General features: G+C 71.9%; 17 protein-coding genes. 11 read left to right on the top strand and 6 right to left on the bottom strand.

Going from position 1 to position 18003, the window contains the following annotated elements; genetic code table 11:
• Positions 1 to 50: 50 nt before the first annotated feature.
• Complete coding sequence (locus EDF40_RS09130) at positions 51 to 1040, top strand: matrixin family metalloprotease (protein ID WP_148053813.1); 990 nt, start codon at positions 51 to 53, stop codon at positions 1038 to 1040.
• A gap of 49 nt (positions 1041 to 1089) precedes the next feature.
• Here the strand turns inward: EDF40_RS09130 and EDF40_RS09125 are convergent, their stop codons facing one another.
• Positions 1090 to 1956, bottom strand: coding sequence for a phosphotransferase family protein (locus EDF40_RS09125; RefSeq protein ID WP_123339288.1), 867 nt, complete (start codon positions 1954 to 1956; stop codon positions 1090 to 1092).
• Positions 1957 to 2045: 89 nt separating this feature from the next.
• On the opposite strand from EDF40_RS09125, the gene EDF40_RS09120 reads away from it, so the two are divergent.
• From EDF40_RS09120 to EDF40_RS09090, 7 genes are all read left to right on the top strand, one after another.
• Positions 2046 to 2762, top strand: a complete 717-nt coding sequence (locus tag EDF40_RS09120; protein WP_123339287.1) for a GntR family transcriptional regulator — start codon at positions 2046 to 2048, stop codon at positions 2760 to 2762.
• Positions 2763 to 2853: 91 nt separating this feature from the next.
• Positions 2854 to 3852: a sugar phosphate isomerase/epimerase gene (locus tag EDF40_RS09115; protein ID WP_123339286.1), complete on the top strand. Its 999-nt coding sequence runs from the start codon at positions 2854 to 2856 to the stop codon at positions 3850 to 3852.
• Positions 3849 to 4802 (top strand): 3-hydroxyacyl-CoA dehydrogenase family protein, encoded by a 954-nt coding sequence (locus EDF40_RS09110; protein WP_123339285.1) that lies wholly within the window; start codon positions 3849 to 3851, stop codon positions 4800 to 4802. Before EDF40_RS09115 ends, EDF40_RS09110 begins: the two co-directional genes overlap by 4 nt.
• Before the next feature lie 11 nt (positions 4803 to 4813).
• A complete protein-coding gene (locus EDF40_RS09105) occupies positions 4814 to 5575 on the top strand; it encodes an SDR family NAD(P)-dependent oxidoreductase (protein WP_123339284.1) in 762 nt (253 codons plus the stop codon).
• Positions 5576 to 5693: 118 nt separating this feature from the next.
• On the top strand, positions 5694 to 7085 hold the full coding sequence (locus tag EDF40_RS09100) for an MFS transporter (RefSeq protein ID WP_123339283.1): 1392 nt from the start codon (positions 5694 to 5696) through the stop codon (positions 7083 to 7085).
• The gene (locus EDF40_RS09095) at positions 7082 to 8788 is read left to right on the top strand and encodes a dihydroxyacetone kinase family protein (RefSeq protein ID WP_123339282.1); all 1707 of its coding nucleotides are present in this window, start codon (positions 7082 to 7084) and stop codon (positions 8786 to 8788) included. Before EDF40_RS09100 ends, EDF40_RS09095 begins: the two co-directional genes overlap by 4 nt.
• On the top strand, positions 8785 to 9546 hold the full coding sequence (locus tag EDF40_RS09090; RefSeq protein ID WP_123339281.1) for a triose-phosphate isomerase family protein: 762 nt from the start codon (positions 8785 to 8787) through the stop codon (positions 9544 to 9546). Before EDF40_RS09095 ends, EDF40_RS09090 begins: the two co-directional genes overlap by 4 nt.
• Here the strand turns inward: EDF40_RS09090 and EDF40_RS09085 are convergent.
• The 3 genes from EDF40_RS09085 to EDF40_RS09075 form a co-directional block, all read right to left on the bottom strand.
• The gene (locus EDF40_RS09085; protein ID WP_123339280.1) at positions 9543 to 10217 is read right to left on the bottom strand and encodes a response regulator transcription factor; all 675 of its coding nucleotides are present in this window, start codon (positions 10215 to 10217) and stop codon (positions 9543 to 9545) included. The two genes, EDF40_RS09090 and EDF40_RS09085, sit on opposite strands and share 4 nt — an antisense overlap.
• Positions 10214 to 11425, bottom strand: coding sequence for a sensor histidine kinase (locus EDF40_RS09080; RefSeq protein WP_123339279.1), 1212 nt, complete (start codon positions 11423 to 11425; stop codon positions 10214 to 10216). The genes EDF40_RS09085 and EDF40_RS09080 overlap by 4 nt, the downstream gene beginning before the upstream one ends.
• A gap of 250 nt (positions 11426 to 11675) precedes the next feature.
• Positions 11676 to 12362 (bottom strand): SDR family NAD(P)-dependent oxidoreductase, encoded by a 687-nt coding sequence (locus tag EDF40_RS09075; protein ID WP_123339278.1) that lies wholly within the window; start codon positions 12360 to 12362, stop codon positions 11676 to 11678.
• A gap of 107 nt (positions 12363 to 12469) precedes the next feature.
• On the opposite strand from EDF40_RS09075, the gene EDF40_RS09070 reads away from it, so the two are divergent.
• Positions 12470 to 13222 (top strand): helix-turn-helix transcriptional regulator, encoded by a 753-nt coding sequence (locus EDF40_RS09070; protein WP_123339277.1) that lies wholly within the window; start codon positions 12470 to 12472, stop codon positions 13220 to 13222.
• Positions 13219 to 14061 carry a hypothetical protein gene (locus EDF40_RS09065; protein ID WP_221180459.1) on the top strand — a complete coding sequence of 281 codons (843 nt, stop codon included), beginning with the start codon at positions 13219 to 13221 and terminating at the stop codon, positions 14059 to 14061. Before EDF40_RS09070 ends, EDF40_RS09065 begins: the two co-directional genes overlap by 4 nt.
• A 13-nt stretch (positions 14062 to 14074) precedes the next feature.
• On the opposite strand, the gene EDF40_RS09060 is transcribed toward EDF40_RS09065, so the two are convergent.
• Complete coding sequence (locus EDF40_RS09060) at positions 14075 to 14725, bottom strand: helix-turn-helix domain-containing protein (protein WP_260212635.1); 651 nt, start codon at positions 14723 to 14725, stop codon at positions 14075 to 14077.
• Positions 14722 to 16239, bottom strand: coding sequence for an APC family permease (locus EDF40_RS09055; protein WP_123339276.1), 1518 nt, complete (start codon positions 16237 to 16239; stop codon positions 14722 to 14724). Before EDF40_RS09055 ends, EDF40_RS09060 begins: the two co-directional genes overlap by 4 nt.
• A gap of 208 nt (positions 16240 to 16447) precedes the next feature.
• Between EDF40_RS09055 and EDF40_RS09050 the strand changes: the two genes are divergently transcribed.
• Entirely contained in the window at positions 16448 to 17941 is a 1494-nt protein-coding gene (locus EDF40_RS09050) for an APC family permease (protein WP_123292882.1), read from the top strand.
• The last annotated feature ends 62 nt before the right edge of the window (positions 17942 to 18003 follow it).

Below are 18003 nucleotides of genomic sequence, written 5' to 3'. Positions count from 1 at the left end.
AGTCCTCGGCGCGCCTGGACAGGGGAGCAACCATCGTGAAGACGTCGTCCGTGACCGCAGGAGCGGTCGCATTCGGGATCGCGCTGACCTCGGTCGTCATCGGGATCGGAGCCGCTGCGCCGGCCGTCGCGGCCACGACGTGCAGCGGGGACCGGGTCACGGTCCAGCAGCTCGCGAGCGGCTGCGCCGTGGCGTCACCGACCGTGGTCCTGCCCGACGGACGGCAGTTCGTCGTGCCGGCGGCGGGGACGACGGTCTCCGCCATGCCCGTCGCAGCGACCGGGGCGGACGACGCCGGCGACGTCTCGATCACGAACACCGGCCGGACGGGCGTCGCCGTGCGCGTCGACGACGTGTGGTCCGGATCGGCGGCGGCCGTGCAGCAGGAACGGACGGCGGTGCGTGCGCGCACGGCGGTGCCGGACCGTGCGGGCGTGGTCTCGCGCGGGGCAGCCACCACGGCAGCGACGAAGGCCGCCACCAGCTGCACCAACACCTCGTACACCCGGCTCGGGTTCCGGTGGACCGCACCGGTGCAGTGGAGCTACAACCCGAACAACCAGAAGGTGACCGGGCCGTCGGCCATCGGTGCCGGAGCCGACGCCTGGACCGGTGCGGTCACGGCGTGCGGCCGGACGATCAACTCGACGGCCGACCAGAAGCACCTCGGAACGCTCAAGCAGTCGATGGGCGTCACGGCGACCGGCGGGTGCGGAACCGCCAACGCGTCGAGCGTCGTCGGGTGGGGATCGCTGCCGTCCGGGACCCTCGGGGTGACCTGTGTCTGGTCGCGGTCCGGCACGGCGGTCGAGACGGACCAGCGGTACTCGACCTCGGTCAACTGGTCCGCCGCAGCGACGTGCTCCGGTGATCGGTTCGACCTGCGCGGGGTGGCCACGCACGAGTGGGGTCACGCGTACGGCCTCGGCCACACGGCGAAGAACAGCGGCCTCGTGATGCGGCCCTCGGCCACGACGTGCGACACCGCACAGCGCGGGCTCGGGCTCGGCGACCTGATGGGGATCGACGCGATCTACTGAGTGGTCCGGGTCCGGGTCCGGGTCCGGGTCCGGGTCCGCCGGTCCACGGTCAGAACCGGGCGAGGGCGTCGCGGAGCATGTCGTGGCCCTGCGCCTCGAAGCCCTCGTCGCCGACGGCGTAGGCCCACGCGGCCGTCCCCACCGCTTCGCGCAGCTGCAGCCACCGCCACGCATCGGGTCCGCGCGGATCGTCACCGTAGCCGGCGAAGAACGCGGCCTCGAGCTCGGGATCGCGCTGCCAGTGCAGCACCGCGAGCCGGGTGAGGTCGAACGACGCCGGGCGCCAGCCGAAGCGGCCGAAGTCGATGACGCGAAGCCGGCTGACGTCGTTCTCGACGTCGACGATCCAGTTGCGCGGGTGGAAGTCGCCGTGGGTCGGGACCAGGGGCTCGTCCGGGTGGTCGACGGGGAGCCGCTCCAGTGCCGCGCGGGTCCGGGCGACGACGTCCGCCGAGATCCGGTGCGGGGCCTCGAGCGCGGCGAGGGCCTTGGCCTGTTCCCGCAGGAGGAACTCCGGATCGTGCCGGGTGCCCTGGTCGTGCAGGCGGCGGAGCAGCGTGCCGGCCTGACGGTGGACGTCGGGGGCGTGCTCGTCGGCGGTGCCGAGCGCGAGGTGGCCGGGGACGCGTTCGAGGACCAGGACCCGGTGCTGTCCGTCCGCGGCGACGAGGGCGCCGGTGTCCCCGGTGGCTCGCAGCGCGTCGGTCACGGTCCGGTGCGCCTCGAGTTCGCGCGGGAAGTGCGTGTTCTCCTGGCCCGACGCCTTCACGGTCCAGGCTCGGCCTCCGGCGACGACGTGCAGGACCCTCGTGTCGAGCAGACCCCACGAGTCGTCCGCGACGACGACCGCGTCGGGGAACGTCCGGAGCACGAACGCGATCTGGTGACCGTCGAGTCCGGTGTCGCTCCACTGCATGGCGGCACGTTACCGGAGCCCGGGCGCGGCCCCGCTGCCCCTGTCGCCCGTTCGACGATGGCCGTTCGTGGATTCTCTAGGATCGACGCATGACGAGCACGATGCCCGGGTTCGGGAGCGAGCGCATCGCGCAGCTGGGCCTGCGTGACCGTGTGTACGACCGGGTGCTCGAGTTCCTCATGGGTCACGACGTCGAACCCGGCATGCGCCTGTCGATCGACGGGCTCGCTCGCACGCTCGGCGTCTCCCCGACGCCGGTGCGCGAAGCCCTCGTGCAGCTCGAGCGCACCGGCCTCGTCACCCGAGAAGCGAACAAGGGCTACCGGGTCTCCCCGCCCCTGGCCGGCGACCAACTCGAGGCACTGTTCGACGCCCGGCTCATCGTGGAGAGCGGTGCCGTCGAGCTCGCCGCACGCGGTGACGTCGACGCCCTGCGGGAGCGGCTCGGCACGGCGCTCGACGAGCAGGCTGCGGTGGCCGACGAGGTCGCGGCGGTCGGTGCGGCTGAGGCGTCGGAAGAACTCATGGCCCGGTTCTTCCGAAGCGACTGGCAGTTCCACCAGGTGATCTTCGACGCGACGCGGAACCCCTTCCTCGAGGAGATGTCCGAGATCATCACGACCCGCGTGCACCGGATGCGGCAGATCGTCGAGGGTGGCGGGGACGACACCGACCGCGCCGTGCACGAGCACCGAGCGGTGGTCGATGCCCTCGCGGTCGGGCCGACCGAAGCGGTCGCGGCGATGCGGCACCACATCGACGCCGTCCGGCTCCGGTCGCGCGCGGACGCTTCGCACTCGAGCTGATCGCACAGGGGTTGCGCTCTGTCGAGGTGCGAGTATCTTTCCTATAGGAAAGAGGTTCACCGCCGAACCCCGACATGCGAAGGAGCATTCCGTGAGCACACCGCAGGACTGGGTCGACCAGGATTGGGACCCCACCACCTGGACGTCGGACACCTGGCCGATCGCCGCCTGTCTGCACGGCTTCGCCCAGGTCACGCGCGACGGCACTGCGTTCCACGATGCCCCGGCCGAGGTCTGGGACGACGTGTTCGCACAGATCGCCGCCGCCGGGTTCTCGCTCGCCGAACTCGCCGACAGCCACATCCGCCCCGCGGACCTCGAGCGATCGCGTCGCGACGAACTGTTCGCCGTCGCGAAGGCGCACGGCATCGGGATCCCCTCGGTGCACCTGCAGCGCAAGAGCGTCATCCAGCCCGGACACGAGGAGGACAACCTCGCCTACGCCCACCGCACCATCGACGCGGCGGCCGAGTGGGGCATGCAGGTGTTCTCGACGGGCCTGCACCAGCCGTTCAACGAGGCCCAGAAGCGCGCGCTGTGGTTCTGGACCGCGCAGGGCCCGAAGGACCCGGACGACCCCGAGGTCTGGAACGCGGCGGTCAAGCGCCTGCGGGAGCTCGGTGAGCACGCTGCCTCCGTCGGACTGCCGATGGCGCTCGAACTGTACGAGGACACCTACCTCGGCACCGCCGACAGTGCCGTGCGCCTGGTCGAGGACATCGGGCTCGACAACGTCGGCCTGAACGCGGACGTCGCGAACCTGATCCGCCTGCACCGGCCGATCGAGGACTGGCGGGAGCTCTTCGCGAAGACCATGCCGCACACGAACTACCTGCACGTGAAGAACTACACGCGTGACGAGGCCGGCGACGGCAGCTGGGCGACGAGTGCGCCGAGCACCATGGAGACGGGTCTCATCAACTACCGCCAGGTCCTGCGCGATGCCGTCGCCGACGGGTTCCGCGGGATCGTGATGACGGAGCAGTACGGCGGGGACAGCCTCGGCGTCTGCGCCACCAACCAGCAGTACATCCGATCGGTGCTCGCGACCACGAGCGTCGGAACGAAGAACCAAGGAGCAACCCGATGAGCACCCTCGACATCGCCGTCGTCGGATCCGGCTACATGGGCGGCGGGATCGCCCAGGTCCTCGCCCTCGCCGGCCACACCGTCCGGATCGCCGACGTCTCGGCCGAGATCGCCGCGTCCAACCGAGCCCGGCTCATCGCAGAGACCGAGCAGTTCGTTGCGGACGGCCTCTTCCCCGCGGACGCCGTGGCGCGCGTCGACGCCCACCTCAGCGCAGCCGCCTCCATCGAGGAAGCGGTCGCGGAGGCCGACTTCATCGAGGAGGCCGTCCCCGAGAAGATCGAGATCAAGCACGCGACCCTCCGCCGCATCAGCGAAGCCGCCCGCCCCGACGCGATCATCGGCTCGAACACCTCGACGATCCTGATCGAGTCGCTGGCCGAGGCGGTCGTCGGCCCGGAGCGGTTCCTCGGCGTGCACTTCTCGAACCCGGCCCCGTTCATCCCCGGCGTCGAGCTCATCCCGCACCCGACCACGAGCGAGCACGCGATCGCGGTCGGCGAGACCGTCGTCGCCGCGACCGGCAAGCAGTCGGCGCGGGTGAAGGACTCGACCGGGTTCGTGCTGAACCGCCTGCAGTACGCGTTGTTCGAGGAAGCCACGAAGATCGCCGACGAGGGCATCGCCACCCCCGACGACATCGACACCATCGTGCGGACCACGTTCGGGTTCCGCCTGCCGTTCTTCGGCCCGTTCGCGATCGCCGACATGGCCGGCCTCGACGTCTACGCGTTCTGCTTCGAGTCGCTGCAGACCCGCTGGCCCGAACGCTTCGCCACCCCGCCGTCGCTGCAGCAGCACGTCGACGCGGGCGAGCTCGGCACGAAGTCCGGCGCCGGGTACCTCGAGGTGCCGGCCGACCGGACGCCGGAGCTCGTCGCCTACCGCAACAAGGCCTACGTCGCGATGCAGAAGCTGCTCGACGACCTCGGCCCGGCGCCGATCCACTGAGGGGGACGAGCATGAGCAACCAGGACCGCACCGTCGTCCTCACCGGAGCGGCATCACCGCGTGGCATCGGTCGCGCCACCGCCCACCACCTGGCCGAGGCCGGCTGGGACATCGGCATCATCGACCTCGACCAGACCGCCAGCGAGCAGGTCGCCACCGAGATCCGCGAGCAGCACGGCGTCCGTGCGGTCGGCGTCGGCGCGAACGTCGCCGACGAGACCGCGGTCCGGGCGGCGTTCGACACGATCGAGGCCGAACTCGACCCCGTCGTCGCCCTCGTCAACCTGGCCGGCGTCTCGTCCGCGCACGCCTACCTCGACCTGCCCGAGGGGGAGTGGCACCGCGTGCTGTCGATCAACCTCGACGGCGTGCACTTCGCCAGCCTGCGGGCAGCGGAGTCGATGGTGCAGCACGGCTACGGCCGCATCGTGAACCTGTCGTCGGTCTCCGCCCAGCGCGGCGGCGGCACCTTCAGCAAGACCCCGTACACGGTGGCGAAGGCCGGCGTGATCGGCCTGACCCGTGGCCTGGCCCGCGAGCTCGGCCCGCGCGGCGTCACCGTCAACGCGATCGCCCCCGGTCCGATCGACACCGACATCATGGGCGGCACCCTGACCGAGGAGCGCAAGACCGAGATGGCAGCGGACGGCGTGCTGCCGCGCATCGGTACGCCGCGGGACATCGCCGCGGCGATCGCGTACCTGATCAGCGAGGACGCCGGCTTCGTCACCGGCCAGACGCTGAACGTCGACGGCGGCCTGTACATGCACTAGAGCCGACCGGCCACGGATCGCGCGCCGTCCGCGTGACGCGATCCGTGCCTCCCGTCCGACCGGCCGACCGACCGCCGGACGCCCCGAAACCGCACCGTGCTCGCAAAGGAGCGAACCCGTGTCACTTCCCCCTGCCCCCGCGCTCGGGTCGACGAACGACCCCGGCCTCAAGTCCGCCATCGGCAAGGCGACGAAGCACCTGATGCCGATGCTCGTCATCCTGTACTTCGTCGCGTTCCTCGACCGCACCAACGTCGGTTTCGCCGAAGAGGCCCTGAGCGTCGACCGCGGCATCTCCGACGCGGCCTTCGCACTCGGCGCCGGCATCTTCTTCATCGGCTACGCGATCTTCGAGATCCCGTCGAACCTGCTGCTCAAGCGCTTCGGCGCCCGCTTCTGGCTCGCCCGCATCGCGGTCACGTGGGGCATCGTCGCCGCGCTGTTCGCCTTCACGACGAACGACACGATGTTCATCGTCCTGCGCTTCATCCTCGGTGTGACCGAGGCCGGGCTGTTCCCCGGCGTGATCATGTACCTGTCGGAGTGGTTCCCGAACAAGGTGCGCGTGCGGATGTTCGCGATCTTCTACCTGGCGCAGCCGTTCTCGCAGATGATCGGCGCCCCGTTGTCCGGCGGACTGCTGAGCTTCGGCGACCAGGCGACCCCGTTCCACGGCTGGCAGGTCATGTTCTTCGGCGAGGGGATCCTCGCGGTCCTCGCCGGCATCGCGGCCCTGGTGTTCCTGACGAACAGTCCGCAGCAGGCGAAGTGGCTCGAGCCGGGCGAGAAGCAGTCGCTCACGGCGGCGATGGCGCGCGAGGACACCGCCCGCAGCGCGGACGGCCCGACCGGCATCTGGAAGGCCATGGCGAGCGGCCGGGTCTGGTACTTCACGATCATCTACTTCTGCCTGCAGGTTGCCGTGTACGGCACGACGTTCTACCTGCCGCAGCAGGTCTCCTCGCTGCTCGGGCAGGACGTCGGATGGCAGGTCGGCCTCGTGACCGCGATCCCGTGGCTCGTCGGCCTCGTCGCCTGCTACCTGGTCGGGTCGAAGGCGGACTCTGTCGGTCGCCGCCGTCGCTGGGGCACCATGTTCTACATCACGACCGGGCTGTCGATCCTCGGGTCGGCGTGGGCCGGCGCGAACGGGCAACCGATCCTGGGCATCGTGTTCATCACGCTGGCGGTCGCGAGCTTCCTGGCCGTCGGCCCGATCACCTGGGCGTACCCGACGGCGTTCCTCACCGGGGCAGCCGCCGCGGCGGGCATCGGCCTGATCAACTCGCTCGGCAACCTCGGCGGGTTCGTCGCCCCGATCATGCGCACGGCGATCAACGAGGTGGTGCCGACCGACAGCGGTGCGTTCGGGATCGTCTCGCTGGGGGTCCTGGCGTTCGTCGCGGCCGTGATGATCTTCTGCACGAAGTTCTTCCGGGGGTCGAAGGCGGATGATCTCCTCGACACCTCGCATGTCCGCACCACGACGTCGAAGGAGACGAACGCGTGACCAGACTGTTCAACGACCCGGCGGACTTCGCCGACGAGGCGACCGACGGCTTCGTCGCCGCGAACGGACGATGGGTGCGGAAGGTGCACGGCGGCGTCGCCCGCGCCACCACCAGCCCCGAGGGCACGGTCGCCGTCGTGATCGGTGGCGGCTCCGGCCACTACCCGGCGTTCGGTGGTCTCGTCGGGCCGGGCCTGGCAGCCGGTGCCGCGATGGGCAACCTGTTCGCCAGTCCCAGTGCCCAGCAGGTGGCCGGTGTCGCGCGGGCGTCCGAGCACGGCGGCGGGGTGCTGCTGAGCTACGGCAACTACGCCGGTGACGTCCTGAACTTCGACGCCGCGGCCCGCACACTCGAGGCCGACGGCATCCCGGTCCGCACGGTCCGGGTCGCCGACGACGTGGTGAGTGCGCCCGCGGACCGCGCGCAGGAACGGCGTGGCATCGCGGGAGACCTCTGCGTCTTCAAGGTCGCCGGTGCCGCCGCCGAGCAGGGCCGCAGCCTCGACGAGGTCACGGCCGTCGCCGAGCGCGCCAACGACCGCACGCGGTCGTTCGGCGTCGCCTTCTCCGGCTGCTCGCTGCCCGGTGCCGACGAACCCCTGTTCACGGTGCCCGAGGGGCGGATGGCCATCGGCATGGGCATCCACGGCGAACGGGGCATCGACGAGACGGACGTCCCCACCGCGGACGGCCTGGCGTCGCTGCTGGTGACCCGACTGCTCGACGAGTTGCCGGAGAGCGTGACACCCGACGGCGCGCGTGTCGTCCCGATCCTCAACGGGCTGGGCAGCGTCAAGTACGAGGAGCTCTTCGTCGTCTACCGCTCGGTGCAGCAGCGGCTGGCCGACGCGGGGGTCGTCATCGTCGAGCCCGAGGTCGGCGAACTCGTCACGAGCTTCGACATGGCCGGCGTCTCGCTCACCCTGTTCTGGCTCGACGACGAACTCGAGGAACTCTGGGCAGCAGCCGCGGACACCCCTGCGTACCGCAAGGGCGGTGCCGTCCCGCAGGAACGCGTCGATCCCTCCACCGTGGAGGCGGACGCCGAGGGCGTCGCCATCGGCGCGGCGAGCGGCGAATCGCGCGCGGTCGGCGAGCAGGTCGCAGCCGGCTTCGCCGCCGTCCGCGCGCTCCTCGATGAGCACGCCGACGAGCTCGGACGCATCGACGCCGTCGCGGGTGACGGCGACCACGGCATCGGCATGCAGCGCGGGGCTCACGCCGCAGCGGCCGCAGCCACCGACGCAGTAACCGCCGGCGCAGGTGTCGGTTCCGTCCTGCGGGTCGCCGCAGACGCGTGGTCCGACAAGGCCGGCGGCACGTCCGGTGCGATCTGGGGAGCCGCCCTGGAGGCACTGGGTCGCGTCCTCGGGGACGACGAGCGTCCGTCAGCCGCCACGGTCCAGAGCGCGGTGCACGCCGCCACCGAGGCCGTCCTCGCGTTCGGTGCGACCACCGGCGACAAGACCATGGTCGACGCGCTCGTGCCGTTCGACGAGGTGCTGCGCACCCGGGTCGACGCGGGAGCGTCGCTCGCGGACGCCTGGGCCGACGCCGTCAGCGCCGCCCGCGAGGCCGCCGACGCCACCGCGTCGCTCGTGCCGAAGATGGGCCGCGCACGCACCCACGCCGAGCAGGCCGTCGGCACACCGGACCCCGGTGCGGTGTCGTTCGCGCTCATCGTGGAGACCCTCGCACCGTGATCACCATCGGGGTGTCGCTGAAGACGTACTTCTCGCACGCCCGGACCCTGGAGTGGGCCGCGGCCGTCGCGGAGATCGCCCGGCGGCACCCCGCGACCCGGTCGGGAGCGGCCTCGCTGTTCGTGGCGCCCACGTTCCCGGCGCTCGTGCCCGTGCGCGACGTGCTCTCCGGGTCGGGGGTGCTCCTCGCCGCGCAGGACCTGTCGTGGGCCGACGAAGGAGCGTTCACCGGCGAGGTCTCCGGCGCCGAACTGCTGGAGATCGGGGTGGACCTGGTCGAGATCGGGCACGCCGAACGACGCTCCCTGTTCCACGAGGACGACGCGACCGTCACCGCGAAGGTGCACGCGGCCTTCCGCAACCACTTGCGTCCGCTCCTCTGTGTCGGAGAGACGACCCGGTCCTCCCCGTCGGGTGCAGCGGAAGCGGTGGCGGAGGTGACCGCGCAGCTCGACCGCGGTGTCTCGACGGCCATCGCGGACGGTCTGGCCGGGGCGATGACCGTTGCCTACGAGCCGGTGTGGGCGATCGGTGCGCCCGCGCCGGCGCCGGACGACCACATCGTGGCGGTGCTCGCGGGGATCGAGCAGCACCTCGCCACGCGACCCGAGTTGCGCGGGAGCACCGTGCTGTACGGGGGCAGCGCCGGGCCGGGGCTGCTCACGCGAGGTGCAGGGCGGATCAGCGGGCTGTTCCTCGGTCGGTTCGCGCACGACCCGGCTGCGGTGGAGGCGATCCTCGACGAGGCCGCAGGCTAGGACCCGTCGCGGGTGCCCGCCAGTCCGTGGTCGTGCGCGTAGACCACGAGCTGCACGCGGTCCCGCAGCGCGAGCTTGCCGAGGATGCTCGAGATCTGGGTCTTCACGGTCGACTCGGTGACGTACTCCTTCGTCGCGATCTCGGCGTTCGAGAGCCCGCGGGACGCCCAGCCGAACACCACCCGCTCCCGCTCGGTCAGCGCCTGGAACTCGGGCGGCTGCGGCGCCGGTGCCCTCGCGACGTCGGCCCCGAACAGCTGCGCGAGGTCGTTCGGGGCGATCACCGAGCTGCCCTCGTGCACCGCCCGGACCGCCGCGAACAGGAACGTCGGGGTGGCGTCCTTGAGCAGGAAGCCGCTCGCACCGAGCCGGATCGCGGTCGCGGCGGCGGGGTCGAGGCCGAACGTGGTGAGCACGACGACGCGGGGGAGCGGGCCCTCGACGGCGCCGGAGAACAGCTGCCGGACGGTCTCGACGCCGTCCATGCCGGCCATCCGCATGTCGAGCAGCATGACGTCGGGCCGGAGTTCCTGGATGCGGGCGAGGGCCTCGGCACCGTCCGTGGCCTCGCCCACCACCTGCATGTCGTCCTGGGCGTCGAGCACCACGCGCAGACCGGCGCGGAACAGCGCCTGGTCGTCGGTGAGCAGGATCCTGATCGGTTCGGTCATCGGACGGGTCCCCCTTGGACGTCGAACGGGATGCGGGCGCGTGCGGCGAACACGTCGTCCAGCGCGGCGGCGTCGAACGACCCGCCGAGTGCGGTGAGGCGGGTGTGCATGCCGTCGATGCCCCGGCCGGAGCCCCCGGTGGTGCCGTCACCCACGACGTTCTCGACCTCGAGCACGAGGTCGGCGCTCCGCCAGGTCTCACGGACCACGACGGACAGCCCCGGAGCACCGTGCCGGAGCGCGTTGGTCAGCATCTCCTGCAGCACGCGCCGGGCGGCGGTGCCGGTGTCCGGTCGGAGCGGGACCGGGACGCCCCGCACCGTGCGGTCGACGTCGACTCCGGCGTCGCGGATGCCCTGCACGATCTCCTCGAGCGAGCCAGGATCGGTCGTCTCCCCGGAGCCGTCGATGTGCCCGAGGACCTGCCGGACCTCGAGCAGCGAGCTGCGGGCGGTGCTGGCGATGGTGGCACTGACCTCGCGGATGCGGGCCTCGTCGGCCAGGAACGGGACCGAGTCGGCCTGCGCGATGATCACCGCGAGCGAGTGGCCGACGACGTCGTGCACGTCACGGGCGATGTCGGCGCGGATGCGCTCGGACTCCGCGACGTCGATGGCACGGGTGGCGGTCGCCTCGGCTTCGCTGGCGACGGCCTCGGCACGCGACGCGGCAGCCTCGGCATCGGCTCGACGGACGGATTCGCGGTCGCGCGACCGGAAGGCCCGGACGGCGACCCCGCCCGCCCACACCCCGAGGAGCGCGGTGACCGGTGCGGCCATGGCGAGGAACGCCTGGTCGCGGGGGCCGTTGAGCAGCACCAGGTACCGGAAGCCGGTGACGGCGAGGTAGAACGTCGCGCCGACGCCCGCGACGAGCGCGAGCACCCCGGAGAGGATGACCTCGGTCCGGGTCCCGACGACCGCCGCGGTGCCGATGACGACGAAGATGGCGAGGTCGACGAGTGACGGGCGCTCGCCGCCGCCGACCTGGATGATCCCGAGGACGACCACCATGAGCATCGCCGCCGACGGGGAGACTCGTCGGAGCGCGATCGCGCCGGCGGCAGCGAGCACGGCGAAGAAGCTCGCGTGCTCGAGCTCGACCTCGAGCGGCAGCAGGAAGACCAACGCCGCCAGGACCGCCCACGCCACGTCGACGACGATCGAACGGGTGGCGAGCGGCCGGATGAACGTGCGCCGGTCCGTCACGGCTCGATCATCGCATGCCGCCCACGCCGGGCAGCGCGGACCGACGTCACGCGCCCGGGGTCATGGCGGCGAGGGCGATGACGGTGGCGGCGACGATCGCGGCGCAGAGCAGCAGCGTGGCGATCGTGTGTTTCGTCGAGGACTCCATGTCTCCAGACTCGCGGTCCGGAGTCGCCGGGGCATCGGGCGCAGGAGCGAAGCGCTTCGTCCCTGCGGGTGAAGCGAGGGGCGAGCACCCGGTACTCGGGGATCAGACCACGACGGATCCCCGCTGGCGGTGCGCGACCGAGACGGACTCGCCGGACACCGCGTTCAGCGGCGACGACAGGAACGCGATGAGGTCAGCGATCTGCTGCGGGGTCGAGTCGCCGGGGCCCCCTGGACGGACCTCGGCGGACGGGTTGTCCGTCACGGTCCCGGGGTTGACGACGTTCACCGTGACCCCGGTACCCGCCACGTCGTCGGCCAGGTTCTTCGCGATGACGCTCACCGCCGTGTTCCGGAGTGACGCCGTGATGTTGCCGGAGAAGTAGGCGTTCTGCCCGCTCACGACGACCACGCGGCCGAACCCGGCCTCGCGCTGGGCGGGGAGCACGGCGTTCGCGACGCGGAGGAACCCGAGCGCCTTGCCGTCGATCGCGTCGAGGACCTGCTCGGGGTCGGACTTCCGGGCCGGGTCGAGGGTGCTCGCGCTCGGGGCAGCGGTCACGACCAGCACGTCGATGCGCCCGTGCCGCTCGAGGACGGTGGCGATACCCGCGTCCACGGAGTCCTGCGAGGCGGTGTCGATCGACACGCTGTCGTCGGAGTCGTCGGCGCTGCGGGACGCGACGACGACGGTCGCCCCCTCGGCCCGGAGGCGGTCGGCGACGGCGGTACCGATGTACCCCTTGCCTCCGACGACGAGTGCGACACGGTTCTTGAGTTCGAGGTCCACGCGTCCACGCTATGCCGATCACCGGGCCAGGTCATGGGGCGCAGTGCGCGCGTTCTCGAATTCGATACGACTCACCGCAACTGTCTCATCCTTGATACGATCGTGGGGTGCAGATCGACCAGGTCATCCCCGAACTCCGCGGCACCGCTGGCTTCGGTGCGACCCGGATCGCTGCCCGTTCCGGAGTGAGCCGGCCGACGGTCTACCGCATGCTCGGTGGCGCGTCGCCGCGGGTCGACGACCTCCGCGAGCTCGCCATCGCGGCGGGCTTCGACCTCGACGTCACCCTCTCCGTCCTCAGCGATCCCCTCGCAGCGGTGGCGGCGCGGTCACGGCTCGGCGATGACCGCCTGGCCGACTGGGCCGACCCCGCGTCCGAGTGGGTCGCACGTCTCGAGCGGTTCGTCGGGCCTGCGGAGCACGCGGACGCTGCTGCCGTGATCGCGGAGGCCGGAGCTGCGGCTGGTCCGCTCCACCGGGACGGAACCGTCCTGCTCACCGCCGACACGTGGGACATCGATCGCCTCGTGTCCGCCGGGCGCGCGTCGAACGCGCCGTGGGCGCTGTCCGGCTGGGCGGCGCTCGACGCACTCGGCATCGGTGACGGCATCGTCGCGCCGACGATCGTCTGGACCGAAGATCCCCGCGCGTTCGCCCAGCTCCTCGGTGACACGTTCCGCCGCGGACGAGGTGAGGCCGTGGACGTCGCCGTCGTGCCCGCGCACCCGTCCGTGTTCATCGGCGCGACCGAGATCGAGGCGGTCCACCTGGTCGACCCGCTCCAGGGCCTCATCGACGCCGCCGGCCTCGGGGAGTCCGCCCGGAGCGCAGTGGCGCAGTACGCGGGGGGCGGCCGATGAGTCCGCAGCAGCCGTGGGACCTCGGCCCTGGCGCGTACGTCAAGCGGCCGGGGCGGCCGACGCCCGTCCCACCCGAGGAGCGCGCCGGATCGGTCCGGACGGCACCGGACGAGGCCCTCGCCGCGACCGGGGTGTCGTGGGACGCAGCCCGGATCGACCTCGGTCGCATCGGACGGTCGTCGTCCTCGCGTGCGCGCCACCGCTTCAGCGCCGTGCTCCCCGACCTCGTGTGGAACGCCGCAGCACTCGAGGGGAACACCTTCACCCTGCCCGAGGTCCGGACGCTCCTGGACGGTGTCACCGTCGGCGGGCACCCCATCGAGGACGAGCGGCAGGTGTTCGCGCTCGTCGACGGCTACACGCATCTCGACGCGCTCGTCGCGTCGCAGGGATTCGTCCTGTCGAAGGTCGTGTCGGACGACTTGCACGGCCGCGTCGCGGTGCACGAGGCCATCGAGTCCGGGGCCTTCCGCGGGGAGGGCGACGTCGGTGGCGGTGGCGCCGTCCGGTTGGCGTCAGGCGGCGTGGTCGACGGTGTGCCGCAGGACGAGCTCGAAGAGCGGTTCGCATCGATCTGTGCGTTCGTCGGAGCGCTGGAGGACCCCCGGGAACGTGCGTTGGCCTACTTCGCAGCGGCGACGCGCTCGCAGTTCTACTTCGACGGCAACAAGCGCACGGCTCGCCTGATGATGACGGGTCTGCTCATGTCGGAGGGGTACGACGCGGTGAGCATCCCGTTCGTGCGCCAGTTCGAGTTCAACCAGGCGTTGGACGTCCTCTTCACGCGGGACGATGCGACCCCGCTGATGGCGTTCGTCGCCGACTGCGCTGCGTCCTGAGCGAGGTCCTTCCTCACCCGAGCAGCGGCTCGAGCCGCGTCACCGCCCGGCGCAGGTGCACCAACGCGTCACCCGGCGACGACACCCGGGCCGCCGGCGCCGACAGGGTCAGCCCCGCCACGAGCTCTCCGCGCTCGCCGCGGACGGGCAGCGCCAGGCACCCGAACCCCGCCGTGAACGCGCCGACCTGGTGCACCGGTCCGAGGCCCCCTTCGGCGTGCAACCGCCCCATCGCGCTCGACCCGGGTGCGGCCCGCAGTGCGGCTTCGTCGAGCAGGGGGAAGTCCGGGTCGACGTCGATGTCGCGCACACCGTCGGCGTCGTAGCGCGCCAGGTGCACGCCCGCCCGGACGGCGGAGCGGACGTCGGCGAGCACCGAGCGCACGGCCCGGGGCAGCGGTGCGAGTGCCGGAGCCGGCGACACCCCGGCCAGGTCGGCGACCTTGTGGCCGAGGGCGAAACCGCGCAGGTCCGGCAACCGGACGAGGTACTCGTCCTCGACGAGCAGGGTGATGAGCCGGTACGTGGTGGCCCGCGGCATCCCGAGGGCGTCCGAGATCTGCTGGGCGGTGACGCCCGGTCCCGCGTGCGCGGCGGCCTCCAGCACCGCGAGGGCGTTCTGGATCGCCTTCGGCTGCCGCGCGCGGAGTCCGGGTTCGCTCACCGCACCTCCGCCTGGTGGCTGGTTCCGGCGGACGGACGGGAGGCCCCCAGCAGGTCCGCCTCGACCGGCACGTCGTACACGGCGTGGCTCCGACCCCGCCGCCAGGGTCGGCGACGCGTGGCCACCAGGAACGCGACCACCACCGCGGCGACCGTCCCGACGGCGAGGGCGACGGCCGGCCAACGGGACGACGCGGCCTCGACCCCGAGGTAGGTGAGCAGGACGGCGGTGAGCAGCACCCCTGTCGTGACGGCGACCACCGCGACCCCGGCCGTCAGCTCGCCGATGCGCCGCAGGAACACCGGGGCCGCGAAGCACGTCAGGGCGTACGCGGCGATGTACCCGAGGGCGGCGACGACGAGCTCGGCCTCCATCAGCGTCCACGTCGGGATCCCGCTCGCCAGGCCCAGGACCGGCAGCACCGTGAGCACGCCGCACGCGACCGCGCCGGCCACGAACGGGGTCCGGAAGCGCGGTGACGCCCGACCGAGCACCCGGGGCAGGACCCCCTCGCGGCCCATCGCGAACAGGACCCGCACGAGCGCCGTGGTCGAGGCGATCGCGCACGCCGCGAACGACGCCGCGATCCCGAGGTCGAGCGCCCACCCGATCCACTGCATGCCGAAGGCGTTCGCCAGCTCGTTCACGGGCGAGGCGCTCGACGCGAGGTCGGCGCCCACGGCGGCGAACCCCATCTGCTGGGCCGCTGCGCTGACCACGTAGAGGACGCCGGCGACCAGGACGGTCCACGAGATCGCGCGGGGGATCGCCTGGAACGGGCGCCGGGCCTCCACACCGAGCACCGACGCGCTCTCGAACCCGACGAACGCGGTGACGGCGAGGGCGGTGCCGACCGCGAACGACGCCGGCTGCGTCGGCCCGAGGGCGACGGCGGAGGCGTCGGCCGGGTGCAGGCGCGCGACCAGCGCGACGATCAGGACCACGATGACCGCCACCGACAGCGACTCGACGAGCAACGTCAGCCGGGTCGACAACCGGACCCCGAGCGCGATCACCGCGAAGACGGCCGCGCCCATCACCAGCACCACGACGATCGTGACCAGGGCGTCGTCGCCGGCGGCCGGCACGAAGCGGGACAGCAGGTAGTCGAGGTAGTAGCCGCTGCCGGTGAGCGAGAACATCGCGATGAAGCCGTACCCGAGCAGGAGTGCTGCGCCCGCGACGACCCCGGCGACCGGGCCGAGCCCGAGCGAGACGTAGGTGTAGAGCGACCCGGTGCCGGCGACGCGTCGGACGAACTGGTTCACCGTCCGCCCGACCAGGAACGACAGCGCCATCGCGGCCAGCAGCGACCACGTGGCCCCCTGGCCGGCGACCGTCGCGACGAGGACCGGGATCGTGGTGGCGGCGGCGGACGGTGCGACGGCGGACACCGACTGCGCGAGCACGTCGACCGGGCCGATGCTCCGCCGCGACAACCCGTCGACGGGGGAGCGCGTGCCGACGCCGGGTACCCGTGGCGGGTCGGCGATGGCTCGGTCGAGCGCGGTCATGCGGCAACCGTAGGGCCGCGCCGTTGCGCCCGTGTCTCGGTGGTGTTTCGGCGGCGTCTCACGCAAATGAGACGCCTCCGACGAGCACGTCCCATTCGGCGGCGACAGGGCTTCACGCCGGTGGAACGACACCGCAACGGCGGCACGGGACCGTGGTCACACCCAGCACCACCACCTGCGTCCCACCCACCCGAACCGGAAGGCCACGATGTCCAGCATCACGAAGGACCCCGCGTCACTCGGAGCCGCACCCGCGCCGCAGCGGACCATGCGCGGCTCGCTCGGCGTCACCGCGATCGTGTTCATGGTCGTCGCGGCCGCTGCCCCGCTCACCGTCGTCGGCGGCGCCGCCCCGCTCGGCATGCTGCTCGGCAACGGCGTCGGGTTCCCGTCGCTGTACGCCGCGTCGGCCGTCGTGCTGCTGCTCTTCTCGGTGGGCCTGGCGGCGATGACCCGGCACGTGCCGCGGCCCGGCGCGTTCTTCACGTTCGTCGGGCACGGGCTCGGTCGTCCGGCCGGCGCGGGAGCCGCCACGCTGGCGCTCCTGACGTACACGACCATCCAGGTCAGCGTGCACGGCTACATCGGGTACCTGCTCGGGGTCACCGTCACGGGCCTCGGCGGGCCGGACATCCCCTGGTACGTCTGGTCGCTGGTCGTCGTGGCCCTGGTCGGGATGCTCGGCTACCGGCACATCGACCTGTCGAGCAAGGTGCTCGGCGTGATGCTCGTCGGCGAGGTCGGCATCGTGCTCGTCCTGGTCGCCGCGATCGTGTTCCGCGGCGGGGCCGACGGCCTGTCCCTCGCACCGTTCGAGCCGACCCAGATCATGTCCGGGTCGCCCGGCGTCGGGCTGATGTTCGCCATCGCCGCGTTCATCGGGTTCGAGGCCACCGCGATCTTCCGCGACGAGGCGAAGGACCCGGAGCGGACCATCCCGCGTGCGACCTACACGGCCGTGATCGGCATCGGTGTCTTCTACACGCTCGCGTCGTGGGGGCTCGTGATGGCCTGGGGCCCCGACGGCATCCTCGCCGAGGTCGCGAAGGACCCCGGGTCGCTCATCCTCACCACCGCCGCGCAGTACATCGGCAGCGCCGGGGAAGCCGTGCTCAACGTGCTGCTGCTGACGAGCATGTTCGCCTGCGTCCTGTCGTTCCACAACGTCATCACCCGGTACCAGCACTCGATGGCGAACGCGTCGCTGCTGCCCGGCCGGCTCGGCGACGTGCACCGGAAGCACGCGTCGCCGCACACCTCGAGCCTGGTGCAGACCGTCACCGCCGCCGTGCTGATGGTGCTGTTCGCGGTGCTCGGCCTGGACCCGGTGCTGCAGGTGTTCAGCTGGTTCGCCGGTGTCGCCACCCTGGGCGTCGCGATCCTGATGGCCGCGACGAGCCTGGCCGTCATCGTGTACTTCCGCCGCAACCCCGGGGACCGGCGGGTCTGGAACACCATCGTCGCGCCCGTCCTCGGGTTCCTCGGACTCGTCGCCGCCGCCGTCCTGATCTGGGTGAACTTCCCGACGCTCGTCGGCGACGTCGACGCCTCGGGCGCGAGCGTCTTCGGCGTCGTGAGCATCGTGCTCACCGGCCTGGTCGTGGTCGTCCCCGTCATCGGCGTGGTGCAGGCGGTGGTGCTGCGACGCCGCAGTCGGAGCCGCTACGAGCTGATGCTCGACCGTCTCGCCACCGAGAGCTGACCCGCCAGGCGCACCACGCGCCTCCCGGCCGAACCGACCTGACCCCACGCACGACGCAACGC

Origin of the sequence: Curtobacterium sp. PhB170 (genome assembly GCF_003752345.1) — a bacterium.
Classification (GTDB): domain Bacteria; phylum Actinomycetota; class Actinomycetes; order Actinomycetales; family Microbacteriaceae; genus Curtobacterium.
Note: the sequence above shows the minus strand (reverse complement) of the source record. Positions and strands in the feature narration are given on the sequence as shown.

What these genes read in the sequence shown, in the direction of transcription:
- EDF40_RS09125 (WP_123339288.1), bottom strand. Translation starts at nt 1,956, where the DNA reads ATGCAGTGGAGCGACACCGGACTCGACGGTCACCAGATCGCGTTCGTG.
- EDF40_RS09120 (WP_123339287.1), top strand. Translation starts at nt 2,046, where the DNA reads ATGACGAGCACGATGCCCGGGTTCGGGAGCGAGCGCATCGCGCAGCTG.
- EDF40_RS09110 (WP_123339285.1), top strand. Translation starts at nt 3,849, where the DNA reads ATGAGCACCCTCGACATCGCCGTCGTCGGATCCGGCTACATGGGCGGC.
- EDF40_RS09105 (WP_123339284.1), top strand. Translation starts at nt 4,814, where the DNA reads ATGAGCAACCAGGACCGCACCGTCGTCCTCACCGGAGCGGCATCACCG.
- EDF40_RS09085 (WP_123339280.1), bottom strand. Translation starts at nt 10,217, where the DNA reads ATGACCGAACCGATCAGGATCCTGCTCACCGACGACCAGGCGCTGTTC.
- EDF40_RS09065 (WP_221180459.1), top strand. Translation starts at nt 13,219, where the DNA reads ATGAGTCCGCAGCAGCCGTGGGACCTCGGCCCTGGCGCGTACGTCAAG.
- EDF40_RS09055 (WP_123339276.1), bottom strand. Translation starts at nt 16,239, where the DNA reads ATGACCGCGCTCGACCGAGCCATCGCCGACCCGCCACGGGTACCCGGC.
- EDF40_RS09050 (WP_123292882.1), top strand. Translation starts at nt 16,448, where the DNA reads ATGTCCAGCATCACGAAGGACCCCGCGTCACTCGGAGCCGCACCCGCG.